Consider the following 12,528-nt stretch of genomic DNA (forward strand, 5'->3'; position numbering starts at 1 on the left):
AAAATTGGCCGCTTCGGTCAGGGCCAACTATTGCCTGAAAAAGGGTAACGATATGAAAAAATTAACCTGCTTTAAAGCCTATGATATTCGCGGGAAATTAGGCGAAGAACTGAATGAAGATATTGCCTGGCGCATTGGTCGCGCTTATGGCGAATTTCTCAAACCGAAAACCATTGTGTTAGGCGGTGATGTCCGCCTCACCAGCGAAACCTTAAAACTGGCGCTGGCGAAAGGTTTACAGGATGCGGGCGTCGATGTGCTGGATATTGGCATGTCCGGCACCGAAGAGATCTATTTCGCCACGTTCCATCTCGGCGTGGCTGGCGGCATCGAAGTTACCGCCAGCCATAACCCGATGGATTACAACGGCATGAAGCTGGTGCGCGAAGGGGCTCGCCCGATCAGCGGTGATACCGGACTGCGCGACGTCCAGCGTCTGGCAGAAGCCAACGATTTTCCTCCCGTCGATGAAACCAAACGCGGTCGCTATCAGCAAATCAATCTGCGTGACGCTTACGTTGATCATCTGTTCGGTTATATCAACGTCAAAAACCTTACGCCGCTCAAGCTGGTGATCAACTCCGGGAACGGTGCGGCGGGTCCGGTGGTGGACGCCATCGAAGCCCGCTTTAAAGCCCTCGGCGCACCCGTGGAATTGATCAAAGTGCACAACACGCCGGACGGCAATTTCCCCAACGGTATTCCTAACCCGCTGCTGCCGGAATGCCGCGACGACACCCGCAATGCGGTCATTAAACACGGCGCGGATATGGGTATTGCTTTTGATGGCGATTTTGACCGCTGTTTCCTGTTTGACGAAAAAGGACAGTTTATCGAGGGCTACTACATTGTCGGCCTGCTGGCAGAAGCGTTCCTCGAAAAAAATCCCGGCGCGAAGATCATCCACGATCCGCGTCTTTCCTGGAACACCGTTGATGTAGTGACTGCCGCAGGCGGCACCCCGGTGATGTCGAAAACCGGACACGCCTTTATTAAAGAACGTATGCGCAAGGAAGACGCCATCTATGGTGGCGAAATGAGCGCCCACCATTACTTCCGTGATTTCGCTTACTGCGACAGCGGCATGATCCCGTGGCTGCTGGTCGCCGAACTGGTGTGCCTGAAAGAGAAAACGCTGGGCGAACTGGTGCGCGACCGCATGGCGGCGTTCCCGGCAAGCGGTGAGATCAACAGCAAACTGGCGCAACCCGTTGAGGCGATTAACCGCGTCGAACAGCATTTTAGCCGCGAGGCACTGGCGGTGGATCGCACCGATGGCATCAGCATGACCTTTGCCGACTGGCGCTTTAACCTGCGCTCCTCCAACACCGAACCGGTGGTGCGCCTGAATGTGGAATCGCGCGGCGATGTGCCACTGATGGAAGCGCGAACGCGAACTCTGCTGACGTTGCTGAACGAGTAATGTCGGATCTTCCCTTACCCCATTGCGGGTAAGGGGCTAATAACAGGAACAACGATGACAAATCTAAAAAAGCGCGAGCGAGCGAAAACCAATGCATCGTTAATCTCTATGGTGCAACGCTTTTCAGATATCACCATCATGTTTGCCGGGCTATGGCTGGTTTGCGAAGTCAGCGGACTGTCATTCCTCTACATGCACCTGTTGGTGGCGCTGATTACGCTGGTGGTGTTCCAGATGCTGGGCGGTATCACCGATTTTTATCGCTCATGGCGCGGTGTTCGGGCAACGACAGAATTTGCCCTGCTGCTGCAAAACTGGACCTTAAGCGTGATTTTTAGCGCCGGACTGGTGGCGTTCAACAATGATTTCGACACGCAACTGAAAATCTGGCTGGCGTGGTATGGGCTGACCAGCATCGGACTGGTGGTTTGCCGTTCGTGTATTCGCATTGGGGCGGGCTGGCTGCGTAATCATGGCTATAACAAGCGCATGATCGCCGTAGCGGGGGATTTAGCTGCCGGGCAAATGCTGATGGAGAGCTTCCGTAATCAGCCGTGGTTAGGGTTTGAAGTGGTGGGCGTTTACCACGACCCAAAACCGGGCGGCGTTTCTAACGACTGGGCGGGCAATCTGCAACAGCTGGTCGAGGATGCAAAAGCGGGCAAAATTCACAACGTCTATATCGCGATGCAAATGTGCGACGGCGCACGAGTGAAAAAACTGGTCCATCAACTGGCGGACACCACCTGTTCGGTGCTGCTGATCCCCGACGTCTTTACCTTCAACATTCTCCATTCACGCCTCGAAGAGATGAACGGCGTTCCGGTGGTGCCGCTGTACGACACGCCGCTTTCCGGGGTTAACCGCCTGATAAAACGTGCGGAAGACATTGTGCTGGCAACGCTGATCTTGCTGCTGATCTCCCCGGTGCTGTGCTGTATTGCGCTGGCGGTGAAACTCAGTTCACCAGGGCCGGTTATTTTCCGCCAGACTCGCTACGGCATGGATGGCAAGCCGATCAAAGTGTGGAAGTTCCGTTCCATGAAAGTGATGGAGAACGACAAAGTGGTGACCCAGGCGACGCAGAACGATCCGCGCGTCACCAAAGTGGGAAACTTTCTGCGCCGCACCTCGCTGGATGAATTGCCGCAGTTTATCAATGTGCTGACCGGGGGGATGTCGATTGTGGGCCCACGTCCGCACGCGGTGGCGCATAACGAACAATATCGCCAGCTCATTGAAGGCTACATGCTGCGCCACAAAGTGAAACCGGGCATTACCGGTTGGGCGCAGATTAACGGCTGGCGCGGCGAAACCGACACGCTGGAGAAAATGGAAAAACGCGTCGAGTTCGACCTAGAGTACATCCGCGAATGGAGCGTCTGGTTCGATATCAAAATCGTTTTCCTGACGGTATTCAAAGGCTTCGTTAACAAAGCGGCATATTGATATGAGCTTACGTGAAAAAACCATTAGCGGCGCGAAGTGGTCGGCGATTGCTACGGTGATCATCATCGGCCTCGGGCTAGTGCAGATGACCGTGCTGGCGCGGATTATCGACAACCACCAGTTCGGTTTGCTTACCGTTTCGCTGGTGATTATCGCGCTGGCAGACACGCTTTCTGACTTCGGTATCGCTAACTCGATTATTCAGCGAAAAGAAATCAGCCATCTTGAACTCACCACGCTGTACTGGTTGAACGTCGGGCTGGGGATCGTGGTGTGCGTGGCGGTGTTTTTGTTGAGTGATGCCATTGGTGACGTGCTGAATAACCCGGATCTGGCGCCGTTGATTAAAACATTGTCGCTGGCGTTTGTGGTGATCCCCCACGGGCAACAGTTCCGCGCGTTGATGCAAAAGGAGCTGGAGTTCAACAAAATCGGCATGATCGAAACCAGCGCGGTGCTGGCGGGCTTTACTTTTACGGTGGTTAGCGCCCATTTCTGGCCGCTGGCGATGACCGCGATCCTCGGTTATCTGGTCAATAGTGCGGTGAGAACGCTGCTGTTTGGCTACTTTGGCCGCAAAATTTATCGCCCCGGTCTACATTTCTCGCTGGCGTCGGTGGCACCGAACTTACGCTTTGGTGCATGGCTGACGGCGGACAGCATCATCAACTATCTCAACACCAACCTTTCAACGCTGGTGCTGGCGCGTATTCTCGGCGCGGGCGTGGCAGGGGGCTACAACCTGGCTTACAACGTGGCCGTTGTGCCGCCGATGAAGCTGAACCCCATCATCACCCGCGTGTTATTTCCGGCATTCGCCAAAATTCAGGACGACACCGAAAAGCTACGCGTTAACTTCTACAAGCTGCTGTCGGTGGTGGGGATTATCAATTTTCCGGCGCTGCTGGGGCTGATGGTGGTGTCGAATAACTTTGTACCGCTGGTCTTTGGTGAGAAGTGGAACAGCATAATTCCGGTGCTGCAGTTGCTGTGTATTGTGGGGCTACTGCGCTCAGTGGGTAACCCGATTGGCTCGCTGCTGATGGCGAAAGCGCGGGTGGATATCAGCTTTAAATTCAACGTATTCAAAACCTTTCTGTTTATTCCGGCGATTGTTATTGGTGGGCAGATGGCGGGTGCAATCGGCGTCACGCTTGGTTTCCTGCTGGTGCAGATTATCAACACCATTCTGAGTTATTTCGTGATGATTAAACCGGTGCTCGGTTCCAGTTATCGCCAGTACATCCTGAGTTTATGGCTGCCGTTTTATCTCTCGCTGCCGACGCTGGTGGTTAGTTATGCGCTGGGCATTGTGCTGAAAGGGCAACTGGTGCTGGGGATGCTGCTGGCGGTGCAAATTATCGCAGGCGTGCTGGCGTTTGTGGTGATGATCGTGTTGTCGCGCCATCCGCTGGTGGTGGAAGTGAAGCGTCAGTTTTGTCGCAGCGAAAAAATGAAAATGCTTTTGCGGGCCGGGTGAATGGTTGTTTTCGGTTCCGGCAATAGTTGCCGGATGCGGCGTGAACGCCTTATCCGGCCTACGGCTCTGTGCTCGGGTCTTGTAGGTCTGATAAGACGCGTCAGCGTCGCATCAGGCACTGAATGCCGGATGCTGAATAAACGCCTTATCCGGCCTACGGTTCTGTGCTCGGGACTTGTAGGCCTGATAAGACGCGCCAGCGTCGCATCAGGCACTGAATGCCGGATGCGGCGTGAACGCCTTATCCGTCCTACGGTTCTGTGCTCGGACCTTGTAGGCCTGATAAGACGCGCCAGGCAAAAAGCGGCAACGAACACAACAAACACAGCCTCACCTGGCATCAAATTTATGAGGAAAAAATGAAATTACTGATTCTGGGCAACCACACTTGCGGCAATCGCGGCGACAGCGCCATCTTGCGCGGCTTACTTGATGCCATCAACATCCTCAATCCACACGCCGAAGTGGACGTAATGAGCCGCTATCCGGTCAGTTCTTCCTGGCTGCTCAACCGCCCGGTAATGGGCGATCCGCTGTTCCTGCAAATGAAACAACACAACAGCGCTGCGGGCGTTGTCGGGCGCGTAAAAAAAGTCCTCCGTCGCCGCTACCAGCACCAGGTATTGCTCTCACGCGTCACCGACACCGGCAAGCTGCGTAATATCGCCATTGCCCAGGGATTCACTGACTTTGTGCGCCTGCTGTCAGGTTACGATGCCATTATCCAGGTCGGCGGATCGTTTTTTGTCGATCTCTACGGCGTGCCGCAGTTTGAACATGCGCTTTGCACGTTTATGGCGAAAAAGCCGCTGTTTATGATTGGTCACAGCGTCGGCCCGTTCCAGGATGAGCAATTTAACCAACTGGCAAACTACGTATTCGGGCACTGCGACGCGCTGATCCTGCGCGAATCGGTCAGCCTGGATCTAATGAAACGCAGCAATATCACTACCGCAAAAGTTGAACATGGCGTCGATACCGCGTGGCTGGTCGATCACCACACCGAAGACTTCACCGCCAGCTATGCTGTTCAACACTGGCTGGACGTAGCCGCACAGCAGAAAACGGTGGCCATTACCCTGCGCGAACTGGCACCGTTCGACAAACGCCTAGGCACCACTCAACAAGCGTATGAAAAAGCCTTTGCCGGGGTGGTCAATCGCATTCTCGATGAAGGGTATCAGGTGATTGCGCTCTCCACCTGTACGGGCATCGACAGTTATAACAAAGACGACCGCATGGTGGCGCTCAACCTGCGTCAGCACATCAGCGATCCTGCCCGTTATCACGTGGTGATGGATGAGCTCAATGATCTGGAAATGGGCAAAATCCTCGGTGCCTGTGAACTCACCGTCGGTACGCGCCTGCACTCTGCCATTATCTCGATGAATTTTGCTACTCCGGCAATTGCCATCAACTACGAACATAAATCCGCCGGGATTATGCAACAACTGGGGCTGCCAGAGATGGCGATTGATATTCGCCATTTACTGGACGGCAGCCTGCAAGCGATGGTTGCGGATACCTTAGGCCAACTTCCGGCGCTGAACGCGCGACTTAACGAAGCCGTCAGTCGTGAGCGTCAGACGGGAATGCGGATGGTGCAGTCTGTGCTTGAGCGCATCGGGGAGGCGAAATGAAGGTCGGCTTCTTCTTATTGAAATTTCCGCTGTCGTCGGAAACCTTCGTTCTCAACCAAATCACTGCGTTTATTGATATGGGCTTTGAGGTGGAGATTGTCGCGCTGCAAAAAGGCGATACGCAAAACACCCACGCGGCATGGACGAAATATAACCTTGCCGCCAGAACTCGCTGGTTACAGGACGAACCACAAGGCAAAGTGGCGAAACTGCGCCACCGCGCCAGCCAGACCTTACGCGGCATTCATCGTAAAAATACCTGGCAGGCGCTCAACCTCAAACGCTATGGTGCTGAGTCGCGGAACCTGATTTTGTCTGCCATTTGCGGCCAGGTCGCAACACCGTTTCATGCTGATGTGTTTATCGCACATTTTGGCCCTGCGGGGGTAACCGCAGCAAAACTACGGGAACTGGGTGTCATTCGCGGCAAAATCGCCACTATCTTCCACGGTATTGATATCTCCAGTCGGGAAGTGCTCAACCATTACACTCCCGAATATCAACAACTGTTCCGCCGCGGCGATCTGATGCTACCAATAAGCGATCTGTGGGCAGGAAGGCTGCAAAAAATGGGCTGCCCGAGGGAAAAAATTGCCGTATCGCGCATGGGTGTAGACATGACGCGCTTTAGCCCGCGTCCGGTGAAAGCGCCCGCAACACCGCTGGAAATCATTTCCGTCGCACGCTTAACCGAGAAAAAAGGCTTGCACGTGGCGATCGAAGCCTGCCGTCAGTTGAAAGAGCAGGGCGTGGCATTTCGTTATCGCATCCTCGGCATTGGCCCGTGGGAACGACGCCTGCGCACCCTCATAGAACAATATCAACTGGAAGATGTTGTAGAGATGCCGGGCTTTAAACCGAGCCACGAAGTGAAGGCGATGCTCGACGACGCGGATGTCTTCCTGTTGCCTTCGGTAACGGGTGCTGACGGTGATATGGAAGGTATTCCGGTGGCGCTAATGGAAGCAATGGCGGTCGGCATTCCGGTGGTTTCTACTCTGCATAGCGGAATTCCGGAACTGGTGGAGGCCGATAAATCCGGCTGGCTGGTGCCTGAGAACGATGCTCGCGCACTGGCGCAGCGACTGGTGGCGTTTAGCCAACTGGATACCGACGAACTTACTACGGTTGTCAAACGTGCGCGCGAAAAAGTCGAACACGATTTTAACCAGCAGGTGATTAACCGAGAACTCGCCAGCTTGTTGCAGGCTTTATAGAGGAGAACGCATGCCATTTAAAAAACTCTCCCGACGCGCCTTCCTGACGGCAAGCTCGGTGCTTGCCTTCCTCCATACCCCTTTCGCTCGCGCGCTTCCCGCCCGACAACGCGTTAATATTAACGACTACAACCCACACGACTGGATCGCCTCATTTAAACAAGCCTTCAGCGAAGGGCAAACGGTCGTCGTGCCTGGTGGATTGGTTTGCGACAATATCAACACCGGCATCTTCATTCCTGCAGGTAAAACGTTACACATCCTTGGAAGCCTGCGCGGCAACGGCAGAGGGCGATTTGTCTTACAGGACGGCAGCCAGGTGACAGGGGAGAAGGGCGGCAGTATGCATAACATCACCCTGGATGTGCGCGGCTCTGACTGCACCATTAAAGGGCTGGCGATGAGCGGCTTTGGCCCGGTAACGCAGATTTATATTGGCGGCAAAAACAAACGGGTCATGCGCAACCTGATCATCGATAACCTCACCGTTAGCCACGCTAACTACGCTATCTTACGCCAGGGATTTCATAACCAGATTATCGGTGCCAACATCACCAACTGTAAGTTCAGCGACCTCCAGGGCGACGCCATTGAATGGAATGTGGCGATTAACGACCGTGATATTTTGATCTCCGACCATCTCATCGAGCGCATCAACTGTACCAACGGCAAAATCAACTGGGGCATCGGTATAGGCCTTGCGGGGAGTACTTACGATAACAACTACCCGGAAGACCAGGCAGTGAAAAACTTTGTCGTGGCTAATATCACGGGATCGGATTGTCGGCAGTTGATCCATGTTGAAAATGGTAAACATTTTGTTATTCGTAATATCAAAGCCCGCAATATCACGCCGGATTTCAGTAAGAAAGCAGGCATTGATAACGCGACAGTTGCTATTTACGGTTGTGACAATTTCGTGATTGATAATATTGAAATGATTAATAGCGCCGGGATGTTAATCGGTTATGGGGTAATTAAAGGCAAATATCTCTCAATACCGCAAAATTTCCGAGTGAATAATATTCAACTGGATAATACTCATCTTGCTTATAAATTGCGCGGCATCCAAATCTCCGCCGGGAATGCCGTTTCCTTTGTGGCACTGACTAACATTGCGATGAAGCGTGCGTCATTGGAGCTGCACAACAAGCCGCAACACCTTTTTATGCGCAATATCAAGGTGATGCAGGAATCCTCTGTTGGACCCGCATTGAGCATGAACTTCGACATGCGCAAAGACGTTCGTGGCGTCTTTATGGCGAAAAAAGAAACACTGCTGTCTCTTGCAAATGTTCATGCGGTGAATGAAAAAGGGCAAAACTCCGTCGATATCGACAGGGTTAATCACCATATTGTTAATGTGGAAAAGATTAACTTTAGATTGCCGGAACGGAGGGAGTAGATTTGCGACCATTCATAAACTTACTGGATATAATGTTCTAAAAGATTATAATCCTCACACTAACTGTTAAAGCTGGGGCTGGGCAGCATTGACTACTCAGGGAAGGTACTCATCTTTATCTTGTGTTTCTTACGTAACAACCAGACTAAAGTGATTTATGAACGATAACGTTTTGCTCATAGGAGCTTCCGGATTCGTAGGAACCCGACTACTTGAAACGGCAATTGCTGACTTTAATATCAAGAACCTGGACAAACAGCAGAGCCACTTTTATCCAGAAATCACACAGATTGGCGATGTTCGTGATCAACAGGCACTAGACCAGGCGTTAGCCGGTTTTGACACTGTTGTACTACTGGCAGCGGAACACCGCGATGACGTCAGCCCTACTTCTCTCTATTATGACGTTAACGTTCAGGGTACCCGCAATGTGCTGGCGGCCATGGAAAAAAATGGCGTTAAAAATATCATCTTTACCAGTTCCGTTGCTGTTTATGGTTTGAACAAACACAACCCTGACGAAAACCATCCACACGACCCTTTCAACCACTACGGCAAAAGTAAGTGGCAGGCAGAGGAAGTGCTGCGTGAATGGTATAACAAAGCACCAACAGAACGTTCATTAACCATCATCCGTCCTACCGTTATCTTCGGTGAACGCAACCGCGGTAACGTCTATAACTTGCTGAAACAGATCGCTGGCGGCAAGTTTATGATGGTGGGCGCAGGGACTAACTATAAGTCCATGGCTTATGTTGGAAACATTGTTGAGTTTATCAAGTACAAACTGAAGAATGTTGCCGCAGGTTACGAGGTTTATAACTACGTTGATAAGCCAGACCTGAACATGAACCAGTTGGTTGCTGAAGTTGAACAAAGCCTGAACAAAAAGATCCCTTCTATGCACTTGCCTTACCCACTAGGAATGCTGGGTGGATATTGCTTTGATATCCTGAGCAAAATTACGGGCAAAAAATACGCTGTCAGCTCTGTGCGCGTGAAAAAATTCTGTGCAACAACACAGTTTGACGCAACGAAAGTGCATTCTTCAGGTTTTGTGGCACCGTATACGCTGTCGCAAGGTCTGGATCGAACTCTGCAGTATGAATTCGTCCATGCCAAAAAAGACGACATAACGTTTGTTTCTGAGTAATGCAGACGAGTCAGAGAAAAAAGGACCAGGTTGGACTACGATTATTCGGAAAGAGGTACTGATTAAATTATCAGTATGTGGATTTCCGAGTAATCCGAGTAACCCAGATGCTGATGGTGTGTAGTGTTATCGTAAGGTTTAATCAAAGTTATGCGGAACAAAGCTTTGGTATATAGCCATAACGTTTGGCTAACCTATGGCAATAATTTACGCACTATCAGCCACTTAGAGGTAGGAAAATAATGACGAATTTAAAAGCAGTTATACCGGTAGCGGGTCTTGGGATGCATATGTTGCCTGCCACTAAGGCGATACCCAAAGAGATGCTACCGATCGTCGACAAGCCAATGATTCAGTACATTGTTGACGAGATTGTGGCTGCAGGGATCAAAGAAATCCTCCTGGTAACTCACGCGTCCAAGAACGCGGTCGAAAACCACTTCGACACCTCTTATGAATTAGAATCTCTTCTCGAACAACGTGTGAAGCGTCAACTGTTGGCGGAAGTACAGTCCATTTGCCCGCCGGGCGTGACCATTATGAACGTGCGTCAGGGTGAACCTTTAGGTTTAGGCCACTCCATTTTATGTGCACGCCCTGCCATTGGCGACAATCCGTTTGTTGTGGTGTTGCCAGACGTCGTGATCGACGACGCCAGCGCCGACCCGCTGCGCTACAACCTTGCAGCCATGATTGCACGTTTCAACGAAACGGGCCGCAGCCAGGTGCTGGCAAAACGTATGCCGGGTGACCTCTCTGAATACTCCGTCATTCAGACCAAAGAACCACTGGATCGTGAAGGTAAAGTCAGCCGCATTGTTGAATTCATAGAAAAGCCGGATCAGCCGCAGACGCTGGACTCAGACATCATGGCCGTTGGTCGCTATGTGCTTTCTGCCGATATTTGGCCGGAACTGGAACGCACGCAGCCTGGTGCATGGGGGCGTATTCAGCTGACAGATGCCATCGCTGAACTGGCGAAAAAACAATCTGTTGATGCAATGCTGATGACTGGTGACAGCTACGACTGCGGTAAAAAAATGGGCTATATGCAGGCGTTTGTGAAGTATGGACTACGCAATCTGAAAGAAGGGGCGAAGTTCCGCAAAGGGATTGAGAAGCTGTTGAGCGAATAATGGAAATCTGACCGAATGTAACGGTTGATAAGAAAATTATAACGGCGGTGAAGATTCGTGGCGAAAGTAATTTGTTGCGAATATTCCTGCCGTTATTTTATATAAACAATCAGAATAACAACGAGTTAGCAATAGGATTTTAGTCAAAGTTTTCCAGGATTTTCCTTGTTTCCATAGCTGATTGGTAAGACAATTAGTGTTTGAATTTTTCATGTTTAGCGCGAGTGTGTAACGCTCGTCACATCGTAGGCATGTACGCAGTGCTCTGGTAGCTATAAAGCCAGGGGCGGTAGCGTGTGCAAATCTGAGTTAAGGCAGCGATTGTGGGGGCTATAGGTATGTATAGCTGCTCGTTCTGTAGATATGCTTGAACCAGAGCAGCTTCTGACTCAAGCATGTCGTCGCAATAATATTTAATCAACGGGATCGTAAAATGGGTAATATTCTCCAACTTATTGGACGCAATAAAGCATTATTCGGTGATGATGTATCTGAAAATGAAGAAGAATTACAAAGAATTGTCGCTACATCCCGTTTTTTGGTTCTGGGCGCTGCAGGCTCTATCGGGCAGGCTGTTACAAAAGAGATATTTAAACGTAATCCTCAAAAGCTCCATGTTGTCGATATTAGTGAAAATAATATGGTTGAGCTGGTACGAGATATACGTAGCTCTTTCGGTTATATTGATGGGGATTTCCAAACCTTTGCTCTGGATATTGGTTCGGTTGAGTATGACGCATTTATCAAAGCTGATGGAAAATACGATTATGTCCTGAATTTGTCAGCGCTTAAGCATGTTCGCAGTGAAAAAGATCCGTTTACTTTAATGCGTATGATTGAAGTAAACATCCTTAATACAGAGAAAACTATTCAACAATCTATTGCAGCCGGTGTTAAGAAATTTTTCTGTGTTTCTACCGATAAAGCCGCAAACCCTGTGAATATGATGGGGGCTTCCAAGCGTATTATGGAAATGTTCCTGATGCGCAAGAGCGAAGAGATCGCTATTTCTACTGCTCGTTTTGCAAATGTAGCATTTTCAGATGGCTCACTGCTTCATGGTTTTAATCAGCGACTGCAGAAACAACAGCCAATTGTGGCTCCTCACGATATCAAGCGCTATTTTGTGACTCCACAGGAATCTGGTGAGTTGTGTTTGATGTCCTGTATCTTCGGCGAGAATCGTGACATTTTTTTCCCAAAGTTAAATGAGGCGCTGCATCTTATCTCCTTTGCCGATATCGCTGTTTTGTATTTGAAACAGCGTGGCTACGAACCTCATCTCTGTGAGACGGAAGATGAGGCTCGTGTGTTGGCGAAAACTTTGCCAGCGCAGGGAAAGTGGCCATGCCTTTTCACATCCAGCGACACCACTGGTGAAAAAGATTTCGAGGAATTTTTTACCGACAAAGAGGTGCTTGATATGAAGCGCTTTATTAATCTCGGCATTATCAAGAATGATCCACTTTACGATCCCGTGCTTTTAGACCATTTTAAAGAAAAAATTGAGTACATGAGGGCGTCGCTGGAGTGGAGTAAAAAAGACATCGTAAAACTGTTTTTTGAAATGATTCCAGATTTTGGGCATAAAGAAACAGGTAAATATCTTGACAGTAAAATGTAAG

9 protein-coding genes are annotated in these 12,528 nt (G+C 50.5%); all 9 read left to right on the forward strand.

What is annotated here, in order from left to right; translation table 11 throughout:
• Positions 1-52: 52 nt before the first annotated feature.
• On the forward strand, positions 53-1,423 hold the full coding sequence (cpsG, locus tag ATB02_RS07760; RefSeq protein ID WP_105271359.1) for a colanic acid biosynthesis phosphomannomutase CpsG: 1,371 nt from the start codon (positions 53-55) through the stop codon (positions 1,421-1,423).
• Between the two features lie 54 nt (positions 1,424-1,477).
• Entirely contained in the window at positions 1,478-2,872 is a 1,395-nt protein-coding gene (gene wcaJ / locus ATB02_RS07765; RefSeq protein WP_105271360.1) for an undecaprenyl-phosphate glucose phosphotransferase, read from the forward strand.
• Position 2,873: 1 nt separating this feature from the next.
• Positions 2,874-4,352 (forward strand): colanic acid undecaprenyl disphosphate flippase WzxC, encoded by a 1,479-nt coding sequence (gene wzxC, locus ATB02_RS07770; protein ID WP_105271361.1) that lies wholly within the window; start codon positions 2,874-2,876, stop codon positions 4,350-4,352.
• 359 nt (positions 4,353-4,711) lie between these two features.
• Complete coding sequence (gene wcaK, locus ATB02_RS07775; protein WP_105271362.1) at positions 4,712-5,992, forward strand: colanic acid biosynthesis pyruvyl transferase WcaK; 1,281 nt, start codon at positions 4,712-4,714, stop codon at positions 5,990-5,992.
• The gene (gene wcaL, locus ATB02_RS07780) at positions 5,989-7,209 is read left to right on the forward strand and encodes a colanic acid biosynthesis glycosyltransferase WcaL (protein ID WP_000862632.1); all 1,221 of its coding nucleotides are present in this window, start codon (positions 5,989-5,991) and stop codon (positions 7,207-7,209) included. The genes wcaK and wcaL overlap by 4 nt, the downstream gene beginning before the upstream one ends.
• A gap of 10 nt (positions 7,210-7,219) precedes the next feature.
• A complete protein-coding gene (gene wcaM, locus ATB02_RS07785) occupies positions 7,220-8,614 on the forward strand; it encodes a colanic acid biosynthesis protein WcaM (protein WP_105271363.1) in 1,395 nt (464 codons plus the stop codon).
• A 157-nt stretch (positions 8,615-8,771) separates the two neighbouring features.
• Positions 8,772-9,767: an N-acetyl-alpha-D-glucosaminyl-diphospho-ditrans,octacis-undecaprenol 4-epimerase gene (locus ATB02_RS07790; protein ID WP_000999466.1), complete on the forward strand. Its 996-nt coding sequence runs from the start codon at positions 8,772-8,774 to the stop codon at positions 9,765-9,767.
• Positions 9,768-10,009: 242 nt separating this feature from the next.
• Entirely contained in the window at positions 10,010-10,903 is an 894-nt protein-coding gene (gene galF, locus ATB02_RS07795; protein ID WP_000183060.1) for a UTP--glucose-1-phosphate uridylyltransferase GalF, read from the forward strand.
• Positions 10,904-11,336: 433 nt separating this feature from the next.
• Positions 11,337-12,527, forward strand: a complete 1,191-nt coding sequence (locus tag ATB02_RS07805; protein WP_105271365.1) for a UDP-N-acetylglucosamine 4,6-dehydratase — start codon at positions 11,337-11,339, stop codon at positions 12,525-12,527.
• The last annotated feature ends 1 nt before the right edge of the window (position 12,528 follow it).

Source organism: Escherichia sp. MOD1-EC5189 (assembly GCF_002966045.1).
GTDB classification, from domain to species: Bacteria; Pseudomonadota; Gammaproteobacteria; order Enterobacterales; family Enterobacteriaceae; genus Escherichia; species Escherichia coli_F.

Excerpts from the sequence above, each read along its gene's own strand:
- ATB02_RS07790 (WP_000999466.1), top strand. The coding sequence starts at position 8,772 with ATGAACGATAACGTTTTGCTCATAGGAGCTTCCGGATTCGTAGGAACC.
- ATB02_RS07805 (WP_105271365.1), top strand. The coding sequence starts at position 11,337 with ATGGGTAATATTCTCCAACTTATTGGACGCAATAAAGCATTATTCGGT.
- wcaM (WP_105271363.1), top strand. The coding sequence starts at position 7,220 with ATGCCATTTAAAAAACTCTCCCGACGCGCCTTCCTGACGGCAAGCTCG.
- wcaK (WP_105271362.1), top strand. The coding sequence starts at position 4,712 with ATGAAATTACTGATTCTGGGCAACCACACTTGCGGCAATCGCGGCGAC.
- galF (WP_000183060.1), top strand. The coding sequence starts at position 10,010 with ATGACGAATTTAAAAGCAGTTATACCGGTAGCGGGTCTTGGGATGCAT.
- cpsG (WP_105271359.1), top strand. The coding sequence starts at position 53 with ATGAAAAAATTAACCTGCTTTAAAGCCTATGATATTCGCGGGAAATTA.
- wcaJ (WP_105271360.1), top strand. The coding sequence starts at position 1,478 with ATGACAAATCTAAAAAAGCGCGAGCGAGCGAAAACCAATGCATCGTTA.
- wcaL (WP_000862632.1), top strand. The coding sequence starts at position 5,989 with ATGAAGGTCGGCTTCTTCTTATTGAAATTTCCGCTGTCGTCGGAAACC.
- wzxC (WP_105271361.1), top strand. The coding sequence starts at position 2,874 with ATGAGCTTACGTGAAAAAACCATTAGCGGCGCGAAGTGGTCGGCGATT.